Origin of the sequence: Streptococcus sp. HMSC073A12, assembly GCF_001812815.1 — a bacterium.
GTDB classification, from domain to species: domain Bacteria; phylum Bacillota; class Bacilli; order Lactobacillales; family Streptococcaceae; genus Streptococcus; species Streptococcus vaginalis.
This window is the reverse complement of sequence record NZ_KV810527.1, coordinates 63,642-85,433: the sequence shown is the minus strand read 5'-3', so window position 1 is coordinate 85,433 and position 21,792 is coordinate 63,642. Positions and strand designations below refer to the sequence as shown.

The window sequence follows — 21,792 nt, the reverse complement described above, 5'->3', positions numbered from 1 at the left end:
GTGCTCAACTTCCTTTGTTTATATCGTGCGTTTGGAGAAACTCTATTACCCTTAGGCAATTTAGAGTACAATTGAGGCTGATACGAAAGTCTAAAGGCATTCGCTTTACAAGTTTGAAAGAATACCTTTGTCAAACACTTCGTTTTTTATCCACTACCTAAACAGTCTGAGAGACTGCTGAGAAGCCTTGCGTGGCTGAGACTACGAACCAAGATGATTTTGGTCTTTCGCTCTAAAAATTCTCTGTGATATACTTGTAGACTTCTTGCCCTGCAACCGCTCCGTCACCGACAGCTGTCGTTACTTGGCGAAGATCTTTTTCGCGAACATCTCCAATAGCATAGATGCCAGAAATAGCCGTTTTCATATGATTATCGGTTACAATCCAGCCTGCTTCATTGGTAATGCCCAAATCTTTGGCAAACTCACTAACTGGATCTAAACCAACATAGATAAAGACACCGCCAAATTCATGTTCAGATATTTCACCCGTTTTGACATTCTCTACCATAACGCTGCTAACGCGCTTGTCACCTTTGATTTCCTTCACAACTGAATCCCAGATAAAATGAATTTTTTCATTGGCAAATGCACGTTCTTGCAGTAACTTTTGGGCTCGCAATTCATCGCGCCGATGAATAATCGTCACCGTTTTTGCAAAACGAGTCAAAAATACAGCCTCTTCCACCGCAGAGTCGCCTCCACCGACCACAAGCAAATCTTCATCTCGAAAAAAGGCGCCGTCACAGACTGCACAGTAAGACACCCCGCGGCTGTTTAATTCTTCTTCACCCGGAACTCCTAGATGACGATGAACAGCTCCAGTCGCAATAATAAGCGTCTTGGTTTCAAAAATCTCATCTTCTGTAAAGACTTTTTTTATTGCTCCTTGGTGTTCGATTTTTTCAACAGAGCCAAACAAATGCTCCACTCCCAAATTTTCGAGCGGTTCAAACATTTTTTCGGCTAGTTCTGGACCACTGATATTAGCATATCCAGGATAATTTTCAATATCTGAGGTATTGTTCATTTGTCCGCCTGGAATGCCACGTTCCAAAAGAGCCACTTTAAGATTACTTCTAGCAGCATAAAGCGCAGCTGTCATGCCTGCTGGTCCAGCCCCAATAATAATTGTGTCGTACATAAATTTACTTCCTTTATTGTAATCACTGTTATTCTAACGTTATTAAGCTCTTTTTTCAAACATTATGCTCTGAAGATAAGCAGAATCCCCATCATTGCAAAGGATAAAATCGGAACCGTCATCACTGCAATCAATAGCATATCATACAGATGAGCTTGTCGATCTTTGATTGTTTTATCAACACGCCGAACAGCACGAAGCCCAATCCATAATCCTAGAAAACTCCCTACCAATAGTGCCGTAATCAACAAACTCTCTAAATAGAGTAAAAAAACTCGAGACAGCATAGTCACTCCTCTATTCCCTAATTTTTGTTAAAGGCATTCAAAACAAATGCCGCAAACTTGAAAATAAACCCAGCTAGCAAGGCCAACTGGGCTTCTTTTTCTATTATATCAAATGTATGTCCGTTTGTAACTGGCAAAAAATTCTTTTGTGCGTTCTTCTTTAGGATGGTTCATTATTTCATCTGGAGTACCCATTTCAATGATGTGTCCCTTATCTAAAAAGAGTACCTTGTCTGCCACTTGAGACACAAAAGACATGTCATGGCTGACTAAAATCATGGTCTGACCAGCCTTGGCTGCATCTGCAATGGATTTTTCAACTTCCCCTACTAGTTCAGGATCAAGCGCTGATGTTGGCTCGTCTAAAAGCAAAACATCTGGCTTCATCGCAAGCGCACGCGCCAAAGCGACACGTTGTTTTTGTCCACCTGACAGATGACGTGGATAGTGATTTTCACGGTCTGACAGACCAACTTTTGCCAGTTCTTCTTTGGCAAGATTCGTCGCTTCTTGGTCTGAGAATTTTTTTACAACCAATAAACCTTCTTTGACATTGTCCAAAGCCGTCCGACGCTCAAATAAATTAAACTGCTGAAACACCATAGCTAACTTTCGTCGCAAGGTTAGGATTTCTTCCTTGCTAATCGTAGAAAAATCAACAGTAAAATCATCAATGGCAATCGTGCCGCTGTCTGGCTGTTCCAGATAATTCAAACTGCGTAAGAAAGTGGATTTCCCCGCACCAGATGAACCAATTAAAGCAACCACTTCTCCTTTTTGAATCTCTAAACTAAGATTGTTTAAAACCATTTGTCCAGAAAAGGATTTGCTGAGATTTGAAATACGAATCATTATCGAACATCTCCTTTCGCCTGTATTTGTGGATTGAGATTATCAGGCGCTTCAATCGCCATTTTCTTTTCGATAAACCGCCCAAATGCTTCAATCACAATATTCACGCCCCAATAGACAAGAGCAACCGAGATAAAGCGCTCAAAGTAACGGTAATCCGCACCACCCAAAATCTGCGCTTGAGCAAAAATCTCAACAACTCCTGCACTAAAAGCCAGAGAAGTTCCCTTGGTCAAGCCAATCAAAGAGTTAATCAAGGTCGGTGTGGCAACCACAGCTGCATTGGGAATAATAACACAGCGGTAAACTTGTCTGTTTGTCATTCCCAAACTACGAGCCGCTTCAATTTCTCCAGCATCAACAGACAAAATCGCCGCTCGAATGGTTTCACTAGCGTAAGCCGCTTCATTAAAAGCAAAAGCTACAATGGCAAATAGATAGGCTGGAATAGCATTGATATTCAGACCCGTACCGAATCGCAAGTTGATGGCCTTCAGAAGCAAAGGAATCCCATAATAAGTCAGCATGAGCTGAACAAGCACTGGTGTCCCTCGCAAAAAACTAACAAAAAAGGCCTGCAGAGGATACAAAATTTTCACACGGTTGATTTTGACAACAGCAAAAATGAGAGCCAACATCAATCCAAAAAAAGCTCCTCCCAAGGTCAATAGTAGTGTTGTTGGTAATTTTTCGATAATTCTTGGTAGTCCGTCAAACACAGAGCGCCAGCTAAAAAGCTGTCCGTCTGGAATCTTCTGAACCAATTCTTGATACCAATTAGAGGTTAAAATCGCTGTTGTAACAATCATAGTAACTTCCCTTTCTCGATAATGTCTAATTCTATCACAATTTTTTTATTTCACCAATTATTTGCTACGATAAAAATAGACTAGCAAGACTAGTCTATCACATTCGTTCTATAAAGAATAATTGTTTTTATTTATGAGAGTGATAAAGAAATTTTAAGACTAAAAACTTTGACGTTTCGCTTTTCTTTCTGCACGACCGCGTGCGCGATTTTCAGCTCTTTTTGTCTTACGGCGTTTTTCATTGACAGCCCACTGGATTTTTTTCTTATAGCCCGGTTTGATTTTCTTCTTTTTCTTTTTAACCAGACCAATCATTTCCGTGTCCAATTTTTCCTGCGTTTTTTCACGATTGACACGACGATCGCGGTCATAGGTATCTTGAAATTCTCCGTTTTTGATCATCTTAGGAATGAAGTGAATGCCCAATTTTTCCAGCTCACGAATATCTGAATCATCGCTCGGTTGATAAAGTGTAATGGCTGTTCCCGATAGACCATTTCTGCCAGTTCGTCCCACTCGGTGAACGAAGAAGGACAAATCTTGCGGAATCGCATCATTAATGACATGACTAACGCCTTCAATATCAATTCCCCGCGCAGCTAAATCTGTCGCAACAATGTATTCAAAATCTAGGTTCTTCACCTGATTCATAATCCGTTTTCGCTCCCGCGGTGCAATATCCCCATGAATCTTTGCCACCTTGAGACCTTGCGCTGTCAAATAGCTATGCAATTCATCCGCTCGTGTCTTAGTATTGACAAAAATCATAGCTAGATAAGGCTGTAGGAGCTGTGTGATTTCATAAATCTGCGCATTCTTATCACGTCCTTTTGTTGAAATCAGCCAATTTTCAATAGTATCTGAAATAACCGTTTTAGTTTTGATTTGCTCAATGACCGGGTTGGATAGATATTTTTTTAAAAATGGCTGCAATTTTTGCGGAATGGTCGCAGAGAAGACCAGAAATTGCAAATCCTTCGGCAAACTGGACGCAATCTTATCCACTGTTTCTAAAAAGCCCATATCCAAGGTCATATCTGCTTCATCTACTACAAAGGTATTCGCCTTATGAATGGCTAAGTCACCTGATTCGACCAAATCATAAATGCGTCCTGGTGTGCCAATGACAATATGTGGTTGACTGGAACTCAATTTCCCAATCTGACGATTTTTATCAGTTCCACCGACATAGTTAGCAACTCGAATTTCCTTATCAGAAAAAGCAGCAATTTGGCGTGCAGCCTGATAAATCTGCCTAGCCAACTCACGACTAGGAGCTGTAATAACGACCTGAACACTATCTGTGCCTTCATCTAGTTTTTGAAAAATCGGCAGTAAGAAAGTGTGTGTTTTCCCTGAACCTGTCTTGGACTCTCCCACCAAGTCCCGACCAGCAAGGACAACTGGAATCAGTTTTTCCTGTACTTCTGTCGCCTCAACAAAGTTCAAATCCTTGAGTGCCTCTTGAATGTAATCTTTAAACTTAAATTCTGTAAATTTCATGTTTTCCTCTATTCGTCTCTTATCCTATCTATTATACCAGAACTTGCTTTAAAAATAAAAATGAATCATATTTTTCTCTTATTATTTCCTCCCTTTTCTATGAAGCTCTCTTTATTTTATGATACAATAATAATAAGTTTACAAAAAAGGGATGACCATGAAAAAATTTATTATTACTCTTGTAACGACTCTCTTGATCTTCCTAGCTCCTACAGTTTTAGCGGACAACTTTGAAGTAGGTGCTAAGCATGCTATTGCAGTTGATGCTGCAACTGGAAAAATCTTATATGAAAAAGATGCTAATCAGCCAGTTGAAATTGCTTCTATTACTAAACTACTAACAGCCTATTTAGTCTATGAAGCAATTCATCAAGGAAAATTCACTTTACAAACTTCCGTAGATATTTCTGACTACCCTTATCAACTAACCGTTAATCCGGACACCAGTAACGTTCCTTTGGAAGCTAGAAAATATACTGTCGAAGAATTGTTAGAAACTTCTTTAATAGTAAGTGCCAACAGCTCAGCAATTGCCTTGGCTGAAAAAGTCGCTGGCAGTGAGAAAAAATTTGTGGATTTGATGAAAGCTAAATTGCAACAATGGGGAATCAAAGATGCTACTATCGTCAATGCTTCTGGGCTGAATAATTCTGTTTTAGGAGAAGAACATATTTATCCTGGTTCGGAAAAAGAAGACGAAAATAAAATGAGTGCCCATGATGTTGCCATTATTGCTCGGCGTTTAATCCTTGATTACCCAGAAGTTCTAGAAATCACCCAAAAAGCTACGTCTAACTTTGCAGGCATGACGCTTACATCGTCCAACCACATGCTCGAAAACATGCCCACCTTTCGAGCCGGAGTAGATGGCCTCAAGACTGGAACTTCTGATAAAGGGGGCTCTTCCTTTGTCGGAACAATCCAGCAAAGAGGGATGCGTTTGATTACGGTTCTCCTCAATGTTGATCATGCAGATGAGGATGAGAATGCCCGCTTTACGGCTACCACTAGATTTATGACCTATATTTATCAACAATTCACAGTCCAAACTCTTGTGAAAAAAGGTGAAGCCTACAATAAAAGCTCTGCCCGCATCATTAACGGGCAAAAAGATGAAGTCACTGCTGTTGCTAGTGAAAAACTCACCATTGTGCGGAGATACAATCATAAAAAACCGACTGTTCATTTTACAACTGATAAAAACGGTTATCCCACTCCTTTAAAAAAGGGTGTCGTTGTTGGGAAATTGACCTATACTGATAATGATTTGATTGGAAAAGGCTATCTTGACAAGAAGCCACCAACTATTTCCATGCTTTCAGCGGAGAAAATTGGTCGTCCTTTCTTCCTCAAATCATGGTGGAATGAATTCGTACAATATGTCAATGAAAAATTATAAACGAGCGAAATAGAAATCAGTATTTCGTAGAAGCTTGATTTCATCGTTCATCTCCACATAGCTCGAAAGACTTGAGGAACCTTTTGAGGTTGGAAATAAGCAAATGTAACTTGATGACAAATAGGCTGTAAAAGTTGATATAGAACATATTATAGCTCATTCAATAGTAATTGGGAATGTGACAAAACTCAAAATCAAAAATTTTTAGTTTGTAGTCTCATTCCCACAAGGTTGCTCAATAGCCTGAGAGACTGTTGAGGTGGCAGATAAAGAAAACAAAGTTTTCGTCAAAAGTACTCTTCCAAGCTTGAAAAGCAAATCGCCTTGAGACTTGCTTTTCAAGCTCTATCCGTAACCTCAACGCAGTGCTTTTAGCAATTAGCTACTGCGTCTGTAATGCTAACGATATAAACAAAGAAAGCTGAGCACTTTTGTCTCAGCTTATTTATTTTAGCTTCATTTACTCAACTTTTCAGAATTTCCAGCTTCCTCAATTGCCTTTTTAAGAGCATTCCAGCCTAAGGTTGAGCATTTAATACGCTGAGGAAATTTAGCAACACTAGCCAAAAAAGCTGCGTCTCCTAGTTCCTTTTGCTGCTCATCGTCCTTACCTTGCACCATTTGGGAGAAGATTTCTGCCAAAGCTAGCGCTTCTTCCTTTGTCTTCCCTAGGACTACATCCGTCATCATACTGGCTGAAGCTGTAGAAATACTGCAACCAGAATTCACAAACGCAATATCTTCAATCATGCCCTGCTCATCAAATTGAACCGACAGGCTGATGACATCACCGCACGTAGGATTGTTGAGATTCACTTGCTCCACTCCATCCAAACGACCTTGATGATGAGGGTGAGCTGAATGGTCCGTCACAACTGCTTTATAAAGACTATTTAATTTAGAAAGTGCCATCGAAAAACTCCTTTGTTTTCTGTAAAGCTTCAACGAGCTTATCGCAATCGGCTTTGGTATTATACAGATAAAAGCTAGCCCGAACAGTTGCTGCCACTCCTAGGTAACTCAACAAAGGTTGAGCACAGTGATGTCCAGCCCGTACAGCCACGCCTTCATAGTCCAGAGCTGTTGCTACATCATGAGGGTGAAGCCCAGCTAGATTAAAAGAAATAACACCCGACCGCTGAGTCAAGTCCTCCGAACCATAAATGGTAAGCCCCTCAACAGCCTGTAATTTTGGAAATACGTAAGCTATCAATTCCTGCTCATACTGATGAACTGTTTCCATTCCAATCTTGTCCAGATAGTCAATGGCGACAGCTAGACCTATAGCACCAGCTATATTGGGTGTGCCTGCTTCAAACTTCCAAGGTAGTTCTTTCCATGTCGCTTCTTGTTCATAGACAAAATCAATCATTTCCCCACCAAATTCGACAGGCGACATTTGCTCAAGTAGCTCTTCTTTGCCATAGAGAACACCGATACCAGTCGGACCTAGCATCTTATGACCTGAAAATGCAAAGAAATCAACGTCCAAGTCTTGTACATCAATCTTCATGTGAGGAACTGATTGAGCTCCGTCCACCACTAAAAGAGCATTTGCCCGGTGCACTAACTCTGCTATTTCTTTTATGGGATTCACCACACCTAGTACATTAGAAACATGCGTCAAAGCAACAAATCGCGTCTTTTCAGTCAATTTCGACCGAAAGTCAGCGAGATCTAACATACCTTCTTTCAGATAAGCATAAATCAATCTAGCACCTGTTTTCTTACAGGCTTCCTGCCAAGGAATGATATTGGAATGGTGCTCCATAACGGAAATCAGCACTTCGTCGCCTCGCTGCAAGACACTTTCGGCATAACGCGCCACCCAATTAAGCCCAGTCGTCGTTCCTCTCGTAAAGAGAACTTCTTTCGTTGAAGCGGCATGGATAAAGGAGCACACTCGTTCCCGCGCAGCTTCATAAGCTGCCGTTGCCCGTTCTGCTAGTGTGTGAACACCACGATGAACATTGGCATTGTCTTTCTCGTAATAAGCTGCAATCGCCTCTAATACCTGCGTAGGCTTTTGGGTTGTAGCCGCATTGTCCAAATAAACCAAGGGCTCATCATTGACGATTTGATCCAAAATTGGAAAATCCCTCTGAAGGATTTCTACATCAAGTTTAGACATTTCTTTTCCTATCTTTTATTTCTTAGCCAAAATTTCATCAATAGTTTCAATCATCTCAGCACGGACTTCTTTGACTGGAATTTCAACGATAACAGAACCTAAGAAACCACGCACGACTAACCGTTCTGCCGTTGCCTGATCTAGCCCTCGACTCATAAGATAGTACATATCTTCTGGATCTACCTGACCGATAGAAGCCGCATGCCCTGCTGTGACATCATTTTCATCAATCAAAAGAATAGGATTAGCATCTGAACGTGCTTTGTCAGACAACATGAGCACTCGACTTTCCTGTTGCGCATCTGCCCCCTTAGCTCCCTTGATAATGTGACCAATTCCGTTAAAAGTCAACGTTCCCTTTTCCAAAATCACTCCATGTTGGAGGATATTGCCGATCGAATTGCAGCCGTAATTGGTGACGCGACTGTCAATCCCCTGAATCTGCTTACCACGAGAGAGAGCCACCACTTTCATATCTGCATGACTTCCGCGCCCAAATAAATCACTGTCAAAATCAGCAATCACATTGCCTTCATTCATGACTCCGATTGCCCAGTCAATCATTGAATCATCGTCCAACTTGCCCCGACGACTGATATAAGCTGTCACATTTTCCCCCAGACGGTCAATAGCTGAGAACTTAATCTGAGCACCATCCTGTGCAATCACTTCCACCGTAATATTAGCAGTCACGGGAACAGTCCCAGAACCATAGGTCTCCAGGCGCTCTAAATAGGTAAACTTGGAGTGTTTCCCTGCAATAATTAGAATGTGCTTATTAAATGGTACATCACTTTCACTGTCTTGGTAAAAAATGCCTTCAATGGGCTGATTGATTTCAACATTATCTGGAATATAGAGCACCGCTCCACTATTGAAATAAGCTGTATGGTAGGCTGCCAGCTTATCTTCATCATATTTAACTGAAGACATAAAATACTTTTCCATGATTTCTGGAATTTCCTCAAGAGCAGTGTAAAAGTCTGTAAAGATAACTCCTTGCTCCGCTAGTTCAGTCGGCAATTGCTCTAAAACAGTCTGTGTTCCAACCTGAACCAATGTCAAATGGTCATTCAGCGCTGTGAAATCAGGTACATTTGTAAGAGTTTCACTTTCTGACAGCGTGCCGTCTCCCAAGTTCCAGCGGTGAAATTTCACCCGCTCAATAACTGGTAATTTCAACTCTTCTATTTTATCAAAGGCAGCTTGACGGAGATTTGCCAACCACTCAGGCTCCGCATGCATTTGTGAAAAATGTTTAATGGTTTCTTTTGTCATTTCATTCTCCTATCTTTTCTAAGTAAAAAGAAAGGTTGACTAGACTTCTTCTTGGTAATCAAAACCAAGTTCTTCAGCCAATTTGGCATAACCTTCCTGCTCCAAACGAACAGCTAATTCCGGACCACCAGAAGCAACTACACGCCCATCCATCATGATATGGACCACATCAGGCGTAATATAATTCAACAGACGTTGATAGTGCGTAATAATCATAGCACCAAAATGTTCACCACGCATAGCATTGACGCCCTTAGACACCACTTTCAGTGCATCAATATCTAGTCCAGAGTCAATTTCATCCAGTAGTGCAAAAGTCGGCTCTAGCATGAGCAACTGCAAGATTTCATTACGTTTCTTTTCACCGCCAGAAAAACCTTCGTTTAGATAACGTTCTGCCATTTCTTCTTTCATATTGAGTAGTTCCATTTTTTCGTCCAATTTCATGATGAAATCACGAACAGAAATTTTTTCGTCGTCTTCTTTACCTGCATTCATAGCTGCACGCAGAAATTCTGCATTGGTAATGCCTGGAATTTCACTTGGATACTGCATAGCCAGAAAAAGCCCCATGCGAGCTCGTTCGTCCACATCCAATTCTAAGATATTGACACCGTCAAAGAGAACTTCTCCCTCGGTTACCTCGTAATTTGGATTTCCCATAATCGCTGCTGATAAGGTGGATTTCCCCGTACCGTTTGGTCCCATAATGGCTGCAATTTCTCCTGTTTTAAGAGTCAGATTGACTCCTTTTAAGATTTTCTTTCCTTCAATTTCTACATGGAGGTCTTTGATTTCTAACACAGACATGGCAAACTTTCCTTTCTTCATATCCATAATCTACCTTACCAGTATAGCAAAAAAAAGCCAAAAAGGCTTTGATTTTGTTTAAGTGCGAGTCTACTTCTTTTTTCTATTTCTGAACTTTGTTTTGATTTCTACTCGATAAGCAGAATTTCCAATGAACCGAAGAACATTAAGGAGTGGTGTCCGATTTTGACCCAGAACACCAATTAGTTCTACCAAAAGTTCCACTCCAAAAAGTAGTCCAATAATTAACAGCGTCCCACCGATACGGCTCGAAACATTTAGCAAAAGAGAAATCATGGCAAAAATCATAGAAATGCCATAAATAACCAAGACTGTCCCACGATGTGTTAAGCCCAAGGATAACAGCCGATGATGAAGATGTCGCTTGTCTGGTGTGTAAAACTTTTGCCCAGATAAAGTTCGACGGACAATCGCTAAAAAGGTATCTGTAATCGGCACACCCAGAATAATCATCGGAGTAATCACAGCGACAGCTGTCGCATTCTTCAAACCTTGAAGTGATAAAACTGCAATCATAAAACCGATAAACAGCGCTCCTGTATCTCCTAGATAAATAATAGCTGGATGATAATTATAAGGGAAAAAGCCTGCAATAGACATGACCAAGACAAAAATAGTTAAGGTTAGAAAGACATTGTGATCTGGCAAGAAAAAGTAGGAAACAATCCCCATTGTCACCAGCGAAATAATGGATACACCACTCACTAATCCGTCCAACCCGTCAATCAAATTGACGGCATTAGTAATCGAAATAATCCAGATAACCGTCAAAATGAAAGATAGCCAAGGAGCAAAGTGTAGTAGCGGCCCGCCAAAAGGAATTTTAAAATGATTCAAACGGAAATCCGTCAATAGCCAAATCAAACTAGCAGCTAACACAATTCCTGACATCTTTGCTAAAGGCTTCAACTCTTTCACATCATCAATAAGCCCTGTTAAAGCAATGATGCCGCCTCCTAAGACAACCGGCCAAATATAATCAAAATACCCCTTTCCATGAAAGGTCGCTTGCACAATCATCGGCATAAAAACAAGTGTAGCAACCGAAAAAGCAATGACAATAGCTAAACCGCCGCTGCTTGGCATCGGCTTTTTGTTGATTCTTCGTGCATTTGGATAATCAACCGCACCTATCTTAAATGCCAATAGACGCACCAAAGGCGTGAGAATCACACCGATGAAAAAGGTTCCAAGCAACACCAAAATGAATTTTAAAGGGAAGGGAATCATAAGCATTTAACCTTTTGAAGACTGGCAACCGCCTCGTTGACAAGCAATAAGTAACCGTGTTCTTGCAAAACAGCTCTCGTCACATCTGTGTCTTCTGCATGTTCACGCATAGAGGCAAGGAGCCAAGCTGGATAACGCTTCGGGTGTCCCTCAATATCAACCAGAATTGTCAAATAATAGTGATCGTCCATTTTGTACAACTCCGAAGTATTGACAGCATAATCTACTGTCTTAGAAAAAACAATTGCTTCTTTCAGGCTGGAAAATTTCAAAATGTAATAGATATATTTTTGCGTAAGCTCATCACTATTTTCCTCTGACTCTTCCATATCAGAAGTGCTTGTGTTATCGTCTGCTTCCGCCGTTTCCAAAGAACGAACAGCCTCCATATCGTCTTTACTTTTCTCAAAAATATTTTTTTCTAATGTCTTTAAAAATTCATCTGGAGACATTTGAGACAGCTCTTCTACATCTGGTAAATCTGCCAAATCATCGAAGTTCAAATTCTTATCAATCTTAGACTTGGTGACAAAAACATCCAGTCGGTCTGGTTTAGGAGTTACACGAAAACTGAGCATACCGCTATCTAAAAAGCTCTCTGGCATTTCCAACTCATCTAAAATCGCATAGAAAAATTCCTCTGTTTTTTCTTGCGGAACGAGAAAATCTGCCATCTCCATTCCACGTTCTTCTAAATCTTCTAATTTTATTGTGATCTTAATCGTTGTATCACTAATTTGCTTCATTTCCATCGCATTACCTCATACTTCTAGTCTTTTCATTATACTAAAATTTCGGTTTTTTTACAAAAAATAGACAACCTCATTTTCTTTTACCAATAAAAAACTCAACAAAAACTGTTGAGTTTTGAATACTTAAAAAATAGCTTTAAAGATTCCGTACACGATAAGCAAAACACCGAGTCCGATACGATATTTCCCAAAGATCGTAAAGTCGTGCTTTTTCACATAGTCTGTCAAGAAGCGAATGACATAGAGACTAACCCCAAATGCAACACCCATTGCTACAAGCAGCAAGAAGAACTGCCCAAATCCAAGTGTGTTTCCTTTGATAATAAATTTCAAAATCTTCCAACCACTGGCACCAAACATGACAGGAATTCCCAAAAAGAAAGTGAACTCTGTCACCACAGAACGACTGGTCCCATTCAAAAGCCCACCTACAATGGTTGCTCCTGAACGACTTGTTCCTGGGAAAAGCGACAATACTTGAAATAACCCAATGTAGAGAGCAGTTTTATAAGGCAAGCGATCTAAGCTGGTAATTGTCGGTTCTACGTTGTTATTACGTTTTTCCAGTAAAATAAAAGCAACACCATAGATAATCAACATACAAGCAACAGAAATGAAGTTATAAAAATGAGCATCAAACCAACTATCTAAAGGCAAACCAATAATAGCAGCAGGTGCAGCCGCAACCACTACTTTTGCCCATAATTGCCATGTTTTCTGCACTTCATGCGCTGTCTTTCCCGGTTTAAACGGATTTAATTTATCAAAATAAATCACTACAACTGCTAAAATTGCTCCTAATTGGATAACGACATTGAACATTTCCATAAAGGCAGTATTCTGATTTTTATACTTGATAAACTCCTGTATCAAAATCAAGTGACCTGTGCTAGAAATAGGCAACCACTCTGTAATTCCTTCCACAATCCCAAAGATGATGGATTTTAAAATTTCAATGATAAACATGTTCTTCTCCTAAGGTTGATTTGTTTCATTATAGCATAATTTCAAGTGAGAGAATAGAGGCACTTTTTAAAAAGCACCGCCTCCACCTCCACCACCTCCACCAGTGAAGCCGCCTCCGCTGCTACCACCTGATGAAACAGTGAAGCTACTAGCTGAATTGGCTTCTGAGCCATAACTAACAAAAGCGTGGGAGCTAGTATGAAAGGTATACGACATATCCTGATAAACAAAAGCATTCATAGACGGATTGTCAATTGTGATTTTACGTAGCTTCATAGCCTTGGTCACCTTATCAGCACAATTAAACATAGTAGCATAAACCAATAATCGGTTCCATAAAATGACTCCGTCAACTTCTGTGTCCTTTAAATGAGCAATATCACGCAGCATATTGGCAAAACTCTTCCAATAATAATAGTTTTCAGCACCTTCTTCATTTAGGACTCCATCACGTTTCACCATTTTGCATTTTCTCAAAAGGTAATACAGCATTCTGCCAGAAATGAAGATGCTAACTACAAATTGATAAAATACGAGTCCATACTCCAAGAAAATCCAAGCCAAAACGCCAAGAGAAGCAACCATAATAAGTGCCATCAAGGAGATTGAAAGATATAAATACAAGATTTCCTTTTTAGCAACTGGGCGGTAATTATTTGGCAATTGCTCCCGCTCAATAATCTCATGCACATTTTCTGTAATATTCTTCAAATAACATTTTAAGAGATTTTTTACCCTGTTGCCCGCTTTACGGACAGCTTCCTCACCTCTGTTATACACTTTCTTATCAATTTTAAAGTCTGAAAATAGCTCTTTTACAAGAAGCTGCTGGTTGTTGCCCATAGCCATTTTTAAAAATTCTTTTTCAAAACCCGATAAACCTTTATCCGTCACTCTTTGCAGCCTTGGTTGCTTCGTATCGTCTGTAAAAACAAGATTGCCTCGATCAATCAAATCTAATAAAGTAGCTTGGACAAGATTTTCAAATTTCAGAGATGTAGCTTGTCGCTCAGTCGGATCCAATTCTGTCAAATCTACCGAATAAACATTGGAAGCAATGACCATTGGTGGCAAATCTTGCGGTATTTCATACAAACGAGCACGCTTAGGAAACGTTACACGGGATTTTGTTCTAAGATGAAAAATAATGTAAAAAACCAAACTAATTAGACCAACCAATACCAAAGCAAGTGGTAAGTCCCAGTCTACTAATCTCTGGTATTTTTTTGTACTGGTGGCAACTTCCTTTTCAACTTGACGAAACTCTTGCAACCGATTGCGTTTTGTAACAGCTAAACTATTTTCAGGAACAGTTACTAGCGATCGATCCCAATATGCATGAAATTCTAAATTTCTATTTTTAGCAATACTAGCGACACGGATCAGATAGCTATCTCCCTCTCGTGTCACTTGAGCTGGCTTCATAAAATAACCCGTGTGAGCATACAATTCGGTCTGTTGTGAAGTAGCTGGAGGAGTAATCCGAAATTCTACATTGTTTAACTTTTTATCCCAATCACTAATTGGAATCCAGTGCAATTCTACAATATCATTGTAGACAAACAACATATTCTTCAACTTCCAAGTAACCGTAATGGTTACACGGTCTCCTTTATTACCGGCATTATAAATTTTATATTTATAACCACCCGCAATGTATTCCTGAACAGCAGTAATATCCGTTTTTGGTTGTCCATTTCTTAAAGCTAGAATCGTCGGCTTTCCTTCCACGTCAAAGCCCAGAGGAACTTTACCAGACGTCCCCAAAGTAATGATTTGTCCTCTGTAGTCGCTTGAAAAATGGTAAGTGACTGTTTCAACAAATGTCGCTGTATTATCAGAATGAATCTGTAAATTGCCTTTATAGGATTCAATATCATAACTCACCGCCAAGACTCGTTGACTGAAGAACAAACATGAGAAAAAAATTATGATACTCCAAAAAAACTTTTTCATCTAGTAATCTCCTTATACTGATTGCCTTTATTATACCATTTTTTAAGCAAGGGTTTCCCCAATATTGAAAAGCATGTCATTTTTCGGTACAATAAAAAGAAGCTATTTTTAGATGAGGAGAAAATATGAAGAAATTATTCTTATCTCTATTTGCACTTCTGCTGCTTAGTTTCGGATTTGCAAATAGAGCTCAAGCCGATGAATACTTGCGAATCGGAATGGAAGCGGCTTATGCACCGTTCAACTGGACGCAAGATGACGATAAAAATGGTGCCGTCAAAATCGAAGGCACCAATCAATATGCTAACGGTTACGATGTCCAAATCGCCAAACAAGTCGCAAAAGCATTGGACAAAAAACCGTTAGTGGTCAAAACTTCTTGGAATGGATTGATTCCTGCATTGACATCAGGTAAATTAGATATGATTGTCGCTGGAATGAGTCCAACCGCTGAGCGGAAAAAGGAAATCGCATTTTCCAATAGTTATTATACCAGTGAGCCTGTGGTATTGGTCAACAAAGACGGAGCTTATGCTAATGCAAAAACGTTGAAGGACTTCAAAGGAGCAAAAATCACCTCTCAACAAGGTGTCTACCTCTACAATTTGATTTCCCAACTGACAGGTGCTAAGCAAGAAACTGCAATGGGCGACTTCGCTCAAATGCGCCAAGCACTTGAGTCAGGAGTGATAGACGGCTACATTTCTGAACGTCCCGAAGCCCTCACAGCAGAATCCGCTAATTCAAAATTTAAAATGATTCAGTTCAAAAAAGGTTTTGAAGTTAATGAAGAGGATGCTACGATTGCAATCGGAATGCGCAAAAACGACAATCGCCTAAAACAAGTCAATGCTGCTATCGCTAAAATCAGTGACAAAGACCAAGTCGCTTTAATGGACAAGATGATTCAAAACCAACCTGTTGAAACTGACACCAGCAAAGATAAAACTACTTTCTTTGGACAAGTGACAAAGATTCTGAAAGACAACTGGCCCCAATTTCTGCGCGGAGCTGGCTTAACCCTTCTCATTTCCATTACTGGTACAATTGCAGGGCTCATCATTGGTCTCTTAATCGGTGTTTACCGCACCGCTCCTACAGCCAAAAATAAAGCTCTCGCTCTTTTACAAACTTTATTCGGTTGGTTCCTGAATGTCTACATCGAAATTTTCCGTGGAACACCTATGATTGTTCAATCTATGGTTATTTACTACGGAACAGCACAGGCATTTGGAGTTTCCATTGATCGTACAATCGCAGCCATCTTTATCGTTTCCATTAACACGGGTGCTTATATGAGTGAAATTGTCCGCGGAGGAATCTTTGCTGTTGATAAGGGGCAATTTGAAGCCGCAACTGCTCTGGGAATGACACATAACCAAACCATGCGCAAAGTTGTCCTTCCTCAAGTCGTGCGCAATATTCTACCTGCTACAGGGAATGAATTTGTCATCAATATCAAAGATACTTCCGTACTGAATGTTATCTCCGTTGTTGAACTTTATTTCTCAGGAAATACGATTGCCACCCAAACTTACCAATATTTCCAAACCTTTACGATTATTGCCGTTATCTACTTTGTCCTAACATTTACGGTAACACGCATTCTCCGCTATGTAGAACGGCGTTTTGACACAGATGATTACACAACGGGCGCTAATCAAATGCAAACGAAAGGAGTAAAGGCATGAGTGATACCATTTTAGAAATCAAGCATCTTAAAAAATCCTACGGACAAAATGAAGTCTTAAAAGATATTTCCCTTACCGTCCACTCCGGAGAAGTCATCTCTATCATCGGAAGCTCTGGTAGTGGAAAATCTACTTTCTTACGCTCTATCAATCTCCTTGAAGAGCCAAGTGGCGGAGAAATCCTTTACCGTGGTGAAAATGTACTAGAAGAAAACTATAACCTCACTCATTACCGTGAAAAACTCGGTATGGTGTTCCAAAGCTTTAACCTTTTTGAAAACCTTAATGTTCTTGAAAATACCATTGTCGCACAAAAAACTGTTCTCAAGCGAGAACGAGCAGAGGCCGAAAAAATCGCCAAAGAAAATCTTGAAAAAGTTGGTATGGGGCAACCTTACTGGCAAGCCAAACCAAAACAACTCTCTGGCGGACAAAAGCAACGGGTTGCTATTGCACGCGCCTTATCCATGAACCCAGATGCTATTTTATTTGACGAGCCAACCTCAGCGCTTGACCCTGAAATGGTCGGTGAAGTACTTAAAATTATGAAAGGCCTTGCTCAAGAAGGCTTAACCATGATTGTTGTCACGCACGAAATGGAGTTTGCGCGTGATGTCTCCAATCGTGTCATTTTCATGGACCAAGGCATCATTGCTGAAGAAGGCAAACCTGAAGACATTTTCACTCACCCTAAGAAAGAACGCACAAAAGAATTTTTACAACGTTACTTACGATAATCCACAACCTTTACAGCCCCACACAGTTGAGTAGGGCTGTAAAGGTTGATTTATCAACCGCATAGAACCCACTCAACCACTGCGACTTGCAAGAAACTCATACAAATCTGACGAGGTTAAGGACTTTTGTCCCAGTCTCGTCTTTATTTTCTCTTCAAAATCTTTAAGAAGTCAATTGAAAAACTAATTTTTATTCAAACAAAACAGAATGTTTGAATACACATTCATTAGAACATTTTCTTGTTAAAAATAAAACTCTAATTTTTAAGAATATTTTTTAAAATAGATTGTATTGTAGAAAGCAGTTTATCATTTTTCTGTAAAAATATTCATTCTAAAGAATTAGATAGGAATCGAATAAATAAACTTTCTGCTTTATAATTATTTGTTATTTCCATATAAAATTATAATGTTTTACAATTGCAAACAAAAAAAGCAGGCTGATAGCCTGCTAAAAATACAACTATTAGTTTTCAAACTTTTCGTGGTTTTTATCGTAAAAATCAATCAATCCAAGAGCGGTTTCAAATGAAATATTTTTCACTTTAGCACGGCCTTGAGCAAGGGCAATGATAGACATTTCACGAGCGTTCGTTTCTTTACTGATACGATAACCCGTAATTTTTTTATCACGAACCCAGCTAACAACTGATTCTACTTTTTCAAAGTTAGATTTAGCCATTTCCTTCTCCTATTTTATTATTTCTAACTAAATATTGTAAAGGTTTTTGTTTGTTTTGTCAATGGAAAAGGCTGTCTATTTTGATGAATAAAACAATTCAGAATATTCTTTATTTTGCTTTAAGAGCTGATAAAATTTGCGTTCGGATACTTTCTACTCCGTCAGGATTGGCTGGTAAGAAAATTGTATTATTTCCCTTATTATCTGCAAAATTATTCAATGTATCAAGATATTGGTTGGTTAAAAGAATGGACATGATTTGTTCTTCCTTCATTTCAACATTCGCACCTTTTAATTCCTTAATTGAGTCTGCCAATCCATCTACAATTGCTTTCCGTTGTTCGGCGATACCAACCCCATGAAGGCGATCTTTTTCAGCTTCTGCTTCTGCGGCTGTCACAATTTTAATCTTGTCAGCTTCAGCTAATTCTTGCGCAGCAACACGTTTCCGTTGGGCAGCGTTGATTTCATTCATTGATTGCTTGACTTCTGCATCTGGCTCAACTTTTGTAATCAAGGTTTTTACGATGATATAACCGTAAGTAGACATTTCTTCTGCCACTTGCTTTTGGACTTCAAGCGCAATTTCATCTTTCTTTTCAAACAATTCATCCAAGGTCAATTTAGGAACAGATGAACGCAATGCATCTTCAATATAAGACTTGATTTGAGCTTCTGGGCGAATCAATTTATAGTAAGCATCTGTTACGTTATTTTCATTGACACGGTATTGTGTCGCAACGTTCATCATGACAAATACATTGTCTTGTGTCTTAGTTTCAACCACAATCTCACTTTGCAAGAGGCGCAATTGTACACGCGCTGCGATATGGTCAATACCAAACGGCAAACGCAAATGAATCCCGCTATTACTGAGTTTTTGATATTTCCCAAAACGTTCTATAATCGCGACAGACTGTTGACGAACAACATATAAGGAACTAAAAAGAATAACAATGAGTACGACAACAACAATTGGTACTACTAAAAATAACATGATATGAAACTCCTATCTTCTTTTTCCAAGATTATAGCATACTTATAAGTGTTTATCAAACAGAAACGATAGTTGCAACACTCCATAAGTTTGCTTAAGTTTTTTTAAATCTCTTTACTAAATCCAGCCATTTTCTTGCGCAATTCGAACTGCTTCTAATCGATTTTCCGCTGCTAATTTCGTTAGAATGCTTGACATGTAATTGCGGATAGTGCCATTTGATAGATAAAGCTTTTGAGCAATTTCTTTACTAGACAGACCTCTTGCTGCTGCTTGCAAAACCAAAATTTCCTGATTGGACAAGGGATTTTTACTCGTCATCATGGCTTCCATTAGTTCAGGAGAATATTCTTTTTGCCCTTTTAATACTGTATGAATTGTTTTCATGAGGTCAGCAATACTGCGTTCCTTTAAAACATAGGCATCTACATCTGCTTTGACCGCTCGCTCAAAGTAACCAGGACGTTTAAATGTGGTGACAATAACGACTTTGACGGTTGACTGCTGCACCTTGACCCATTCCAACACATCCAGCCCTGTTTGCTTAGGCATTTCCACATCTAAAATAGCTACATCTATCTTTTGAGATTGCAGCAAGGCCATTGCCTCCTGCCCATTAGAAGCCTGATGAACTGTTTCCACATCTGATTGCATTTCTAGCAATTGGCACAAAGCATCCCGTAGCATGCTTTGATCTTCAGCTACTAACAATTTCATTTGTATCCCTCCATTAGTAAGTTTACTCGAATCATAGTTGGCTGTTTATAACTTAAAACCTCTACTTGTCCAGACAATGCTTCCACACGCTCCCGAATGGAATGCAACTCTTTTCCTGTGACAATTTTGAAACCTTTCCCATTATCCTCAACATCTGTAATTAACCGATTTTTTTCAGAATACAAATGAATTTGGCAACTGCTTGCCTGAGCATGCTTGATGATATTCGTTGCTAATTCTAGTAAAACCATACTTAAACTTGATTGAATATTTGGTGCGACACTAGCAATATTGAGTTGACGCTGTACTTGTACCTGAATCCCACTCATTTCCAGCATAGCCTGAATAGTCACTAACTCCTCATCCAAGGTTCGTGTTTTTAGATTATCAATAATCCGTCGCACATCTGCCATAGACTGCTTGCTAATTTCATGCACTTCCTGCAATTCTTTACCAGCTTTCTCATAGGATTTCATTTGAAGAAACTGTTGTGCTAATTCTGTCTTGACACTGAGCATAGCAAATGTATGCCCTAGACTATCATGTAGGTCTCGTCCAATACGATTGCGCTCATTTTCAGCTAGGAACAGATTGAGTTGAGCATTCTGCTTTCTTTTTTCCTCCTGAAGCAATTCAGCCACCTGCATGCGATACAATCCGAAGGTCAATAAATCAGCAAATAAAAAGGTCGCAATCAAAAATATCAGATAGGATAAATCACTCGGATTTTTCAGAAAAATAGAAAACAGAATGATTGGCTGTAAGGTAAAAAAGGTCCAAAAGCGCCAAGATTTAAATGGAATTTCATTAAAGTGATAGATTAGTAGATTTGATAGATAAAAGATGTACCAAACAAAACTTGGATTTAGCCAAATAGAACTATAAAAAATGTAGGCAATCATTATCCACCAAGACAGCCACTGATGAAACGGATGATTATCGAGTAGAAGATTGTAATAAGCTCCGATAAAAAATACTGTCCACAACAAGAGCAAAAGCGAGTAGTCCCCACCGATGACACCCGCTATTGGAAAGACAATAAAAACTAAAGCAATATGAAACATATAGTGAATATTTTTTAGTTTTTTCCACATAAATTTATTTTACCTCAATCCGTTTTTTAAGTTGAAGAACCACCAGACTGACACCAACTGTGTAAACCAGAACAATCAGTGCTGCAATGGCATTAAACTCACGATGTTCCAAATAAGAAGATACAACCTGCATGAGTTGATAACTAGGCATCAATTTACCGATAGAGCGAAGCCAGGCTGGGAACATGCTCAAAGGAAACCAAAGACCACCTAGGACTGCCAAAGCCATATAGGCAATATTCCCCACAACAGACATAAGCTGAGCGCTGGGAAGCAAACTCACTAATACTCCCATGGCGATGAAAACCAAACTTCCGAACAGGATAATTAGGGCGATGATTAACCAATCCATTGTAGGAAGACTGACTCCACGAACAAAATACCCAACAGAAAAAACAACGACTATGGAAAGAAGGAAAGTCAGTAAGGCACTGAAAAGTTTGGATATATAATATTCTACCATAGAAACAGGTGAGTGCTGAATCATTTTTTGCCAATTATTGGTTTTATCAGATTGCAAGGAACTGGGAATACTAAAGAAAGCACTAGACATGATACTGAAAACCGTCATTGAAAAGAGATATAGTCGAAGTACACTGGTTGGTGTGTCGCTTGACATCACGCCTGAAAAAATCAGATAAAAGACACTAGGCAAACCAATAGACAAGAGGTAATAAGCAGCCTGCCGCTTCATTAAAATCAATTCAACCTTCATTAAACTGGTCATATTTTTCAT

General features: G+C 39.4%; 21 protein-coding genes. 3 read left to right on the top strand and 18 right to left on the bottom strand.

Annotation, left to right across the window (positions count from 1 at the left end; translation table 11 throughout):
* Positions 1–232: 232 nt before the first annotated feature.
* The 5 genes from trxB to HMPREF2876_RS01160 all read right to left on the bottom strand — a co-directional run bounded on the left by trxB (position 233) and on the right by HMPREF2876_RS01160 (position 4,595).
* Positions 233–1,144, bottom strand: a complete 912-nt coding sequence (gene trxB, locus HMPREF2876_RS01180; protein WP_003025866.1) for a thioredoxin-disulfide reductase — start codon at positions 1,142–1,144, stop codon at positions 233–235.
* A gap of 62 nt (positions 1,145–1,206) precedes the next feature.
* Complete coding sequence (locus HMPREF2876_RS01175) at positions 1,207–1,431, bottom strand: DUF4059 family protein (RefSeq protein WP_024052128.1); 225 nt, start codon at positions 1,429–1,431, stop codon at positions 1,207–1,209.
* Between the two features lie 108 nt (positions 1,432–1,539).
* Positions 1,540–2,283 (bottom strand): amino acid ABC transporter ATP-binding protein, encoded by a 744-nt coding sequence (locus HMPREF2876_RS01170; RefSeq protein ID WP_024052129.1) that lies wholly within the window; start codon positions 2,281–2,283, stop codon positions 1,540–1,542.
* The gene (locus HMPREF2876_RS01165; protein ID WP_070583963.1) at positions 2,283–3,092 is read right to left on the bottom strand and encodes an amino acid ABC transporter permease; all 810 of its coding nucleotides are present in this window, start codon (positions 3,090–3,092) and stop codon (positions 2,283–2,285) included. Before HMPREF2876_RS01165 ends, HMPREF2876_RS01170 begins: the two co-directional genes overlap by 1 nt.
* A gap of 159 nt (positions 3,093–3,251) precedes the next feature.
* Positions 3,252–4,595 carry a DEAD/DEAH box helicase gene (locus tag HMPREF2876_RS01160; RefSeq protein WP_070241546.1) on the bottom strand — a complete coding sequence of 448 codons (1,344 nt, stop codon included), beginning with the start codon at positions 4,593–4,595 and terminating at the stop codon, positions 3,252–3,254.
* A gap of 157 nt (positions 4,596–4,752) precedes the next feature.
* On the opposite strand from HMPREF2876_RS01160, the gene pbp3 reads away from it, so the two are divergent.
* Positions 4,753–5,994 (top strand): D-alanyl-D-alanine carboxypeptidase PBP3, encoded by a 1,242-nt coding sequence (pbp3, locus tag HMPREF2876_RS01155; protein WP_024052132.1) that lies wholly within the window; start codon positions 4,753–4,755, stop codon positions 5,992–5,994.
* A gap of 456 nt (positions 5,995–6,450) precedes the next feature.
* Here the strand turns inward: pbp3 and sufU are convergent, their stop codons facing one another.
* The 8 genes from sufU to HMPREF2876_RS01115 all read right to left on the bottom strand — a co-directional run bounded on the left by sufU (position 6,451) and on the right by HMPREF2876_RS01115 (position 15,138).
* On the bottom strand, positions 6,451–6,906 hold the full coding sequence (gene sufU, locus HMPREF2876_RS01150; RefSeq protein WP_024052133.1) for a Fe-S cluster assembly sulfur transfer protein SufU: 456 nt from the start codon (positions 6,904–6,906) through the stop codon (positions 6,451–6,453).
* Positions 6,893–8,125 (bottom strand): cysteine desulfurase, encoded by a 1,233-nt coding sequence (locus HMPREF2876_RS01145; RefSeq protein WP_070583961.1) that lies wholly within the window; start codon positions 8,123–8,125, stop codon positions 6,893–6,895. The genes sufU and HMPREF2876_RS01145 overlap by 14 nt, the downstream gene beginning before the upstream one ends.
* A 15-nt stretch (positions 8,126–8,140) precedes the next feature.
* A complete protein-coding gene (sufD, locus tag HMPREF2876_RS01140) occupies positions 8,141–9,403 on the bottom strand; it encodes a Fe-S cluster assembly protein SufD (RefSeq protein ID WP_024052135.1) in 1,263 nt (420 codons plus the stop codon).
* Between the two features lie 39 nt (positions 9,404–9,442).
* Entirely contained in the window at positions 9,443–10,213 is a 771-nt protein-coding gene (gene sufC, locus HMPREF2876_RS01135; protein WP_003025885.1) for a Fe-S cluster assembly ATPase SufC, read from the bottom strand.
* 90 nt (positions 10,214–10,303) lie between these two features.
* Positions 10,304–11,470 carry a glycosyltransferase family 4 protein gene (locus tag HMPREF2876_RS01130; protein WP_070241544.1) on the bottom strand — a complete coding sequence of 389 codons (1,167 nt, stop codon included), beginning with the start codon at positions 11,468–11,470 and terminating at the stop codon, positions 10,304–10,306.
* Positions 11,461–12,216, bottom strand: a complete 756-nt coding sequence (gene mecA / locus HMPREF2876_RS01125; protein ID WP_024052137.1) for an adaptor protein MecA — start codon at positions 12,214–12,216, stop codon at positions 11,461–11,463. The genes HMPREF2876_RS01130 and mecA overlap by 10 nt, the downstream gene beginning before the upstream one ends.
* Positions 12,217–12,339: 123 nt before the next feature.
* Positions 12,340–13,182 (bottom strand): undecaprenyl-diphosphate phosphatase, encoded by an 843-nt coding sequence (locus HMPREF2876_RS01120; RefSeq protein WP_024052138.1) that lies wholly within the window; start codon positions 13,180–13,182, stop codon positions 12,340–12,342.
* Between the two features lie 66 nt (positions 13,183–13,248).
* Complete coding sequence (locus tag HMPREF2876_RS01115; protein WP_024052139.1) at positions 13,249–15,138, bottom strand: DUF2207 domain-containing protein; 1,890 nt, start codon at positions 15,136–15,138, stop codon at positions 13,249–13,251.
* Between the two features lie 125 nt (positions 15,139–15,263).
* On the opposite strand from HMPREF2876_RS01115, the gene HMPREF2876_RS01110 reads away from it, so the two are divergent.
* Entirely contained in the window at positions 15,264–16,829 is a 1,566-nt protein-coding gene (locus tag HMPREF2876_RS01110; protein ID WP_024052140.1) for an ABC transporter substrate-binding protein/permease, read from the top strand.
* Positions 16,826–17,566, top strand: coding sequence for an amino acid ABC transporter ATP-binding protein (locus tag HMPREF2876_RS01105; RefSeq protein ID WP_024052141.1), 741 nt, complete (start codon positions 16,826–16,828; stop codon positions 17,564–17,566). The genes HMPREF2876_RS01110 and HMPREF2876_RS01105 overlap by 4 nt, the downstream gene beginning before the upstream one ends.
* Before the next feature lie 466 nt (positions 17,567–18,032).
* Here HMPREF2876_RS01105 and HMPREF2876_RS01100 read toward each other — a convergent pair whose 3' ends face one another.
* The 5 genes from HMPREF2876_RS01100 to HMPREF2876_RS01080 form a co-directional block, all read right to left on the bottom strand.
* Positions 18,033–18,248: a capsule biosynthesis transcriptional regulator gene (locus HMPREF2876_RS01100; RefSeq protein ID WP_003025899.1), complete on the bottom strand. Its 216-nt coding sequence runs from the start codon at positions 18,246–18,248 to the stop codon at positions 18,033–18,035.
* A gap of 109 nt (positions 18,249–18,357) precedes the next feature.
* Positions 18,358–19,245: an SPFH domain-containing protein gene (locus HMPREF2876_RS01095; protein ID WP_024052142.1), complete on the bottom strand. Its 888-nt coding sequence runs from the start codon at positions 19,243–19,245 to the stop codon at positions 18,358–18,360.
* Between the two features lie 117 nt (positions 19,246–19,362).
* Positions 19,363–19,962 (bottom strand): response regulator transcription factor, encoded by a 600-nt coding sequence (locus HMPREF2876_RS01090; protein ID WP_024052143.1) that lies wholly within the window; start codon positions 19,960–19,962, stop codon positions 19,363–19,365.
* Positions 19,959–21,056, bottom strand: coding sequence for a sensor histidine kinase (locus HMPREF2876_RS01085; protein WP_070583959.1), 1,098 nt, complete (start codon positions 21,054–21,056; stop codon positions 19,959–19,961). The genes HMPREF2876_RS01090 and HMPREF2876_RS01085 overlap by 4 nt, the downstream gene beginning before the upstream one ends.
* A 4-nt stretch (positions 21,057–21,060) precedes the next feature.
* Positions 21,061–21,792, bottom strand: coding sequence for an ABC transporter permease (locus HMPREF2876_RS01080; RefSeq protein WP_024052145.1), 732 nt, complete (start codon positions 21,790–21,792; stop codon positions 21,061–21,063).

Coding starts and splice junctions, on each gene's coding strand:
- trxB (WP_003025866.1), bottom strand. CDS start 1,144: ATGTACGACACAATTATTATTGGGGCTGGACCAGCAGGCATGACAGCT.
- HMPREF2876_RS01105 (WP_024052141.1), top strand. CDS start 16,826: ATGAGTGATACCATTTTAGAAATCAAGCATCTTAAAAAATCCTACGGA.
- HMPREF2876_RS01165 (WP_070583963.1), bottom strand. CDS start 3,092: ATGATTGTTACAACAGCGATTTTAACCTCTAATTGGTATCAAGAATTG.
- HMPREF2876_RS01130 (WP_070241544.1), bottom strand. CDS start 11,470: ATGCTTATGATTCCCTTCCCTTTAAAATTCATTTTGGTGTTGCTTGGA.
- HMPREF2876_RS01175 (WP_024052128.1), bottom strand. CDS start 1,431: ATGCTGTCTCGAGTTTTTTTACTCTATTTAGAGAGTTTGTTGATTACG.
- HMPREF2876_RS01145 (WP_070583961.1), bottom strand. CDS start 8,125: ATGTCTAAACTTGATGTAGAAATCCTTCAGAGGGATTTTCCAATTTTG.
- sufU (WP_024052133.1), bottom strand. CDS start 6,906: ATGGCACTTTCTAAATTAAATAGTCTTTATAAAGCAGTTGTGACGGAC.
- HMPREF2876_RS01110 (WP_024052140.1), top strand. CDS start 15,264: ATGAAGAAATTATTCTTATCTCTATTTGCACTTCTGCTGCTTAGTTTC.
- HMPREF2876_RS01095 (WP_024052142.1), bottom strand. CDS start 19,245: ATGTTATTTTTAGTAGTACCAATTGTTGTTGTCGTACTCATTGTTATT.
- HMPREF2876_RS01115 (WP_024052139.1), bottom strand. CDS start 15,138: ATGAAAAAGTTTTTTTGGAGTATCATAATTTTTTTCTCATGTTTGTTC.
- sufD (WP_024052135.1), bottom strand. CDS start 9,403: ATGACAAAAGAAACCATTAAACATTTTTCACAAATGCATGCGGAGCCT.
- pbp3 (WP_024052132.1), top strand. CDS start 4,753: ATGAAAAAATTTATTATTACTCTTGTAACGACTCTCTTGATCTTCCTA.
- HMPREF2876_RS01100 (WP_003025899.1), bottom strand. CDS start 18,248: ATGGCTAAATCTAACTTTGAAAAAGTAGAATCAGTTGTTAGCTGGGTT.
- HMPREF2876_RS01170 (WP_024052129.1), bottom strand. CDS start 2,283: ATGATTCGTATTTCAAATCTCAGCAAATCCTTTTCTGGACAAATGGTT.
- HMPREF2876_RS01080 (WP_024052145.1), bottom strand. CDS start 21,792: ATGAAAAATATGACCAGTTTAATGAAGGTTGAATTGATTTTAATGAAG.
- mecA (WP_024052137.1), bottom strand. CDS start 12,216: ATGGAAATGAAGCAAATTAGTGATACAACGATTAAGATCACAATAAAA.
- HMPREF2876_RS01085 (WP_070583959.1), bottom strand. CDS start 21,056: ATGTGGAAAAAACTAAAAAATATTCACTATATGTTTCATATTGCTTTA.
- HMPREF2876_RS01120 (WP_024052138.1), bottom strand. CDS start 13,182: ATGTTTATCATTGAAATTTTAAAATCCATCATCTTTGGGATTGTGGAA.
- HMPREF2876_RS01090 (WP_024052143.1), bottom strand. CDS start 19,962: ATGAAATTGTTAGTAGCTGAAGATCAAAGCATGCTACGGGATGCTTTG.
- sufC (WP_003025885.1), bottom strand. CDS start 10,213: ATGTCTGTGTTAGAAATCAAAGACCTCCATGTAGAAATTGAAGGAAAG.
- HMPREF2876_RS01160 (WP_070241546.1), bottom strand. CDS start 4,595: ATGAAATTTACAGAATTTAAGTTTAAAGATTACATTCAAGAGGCACTC.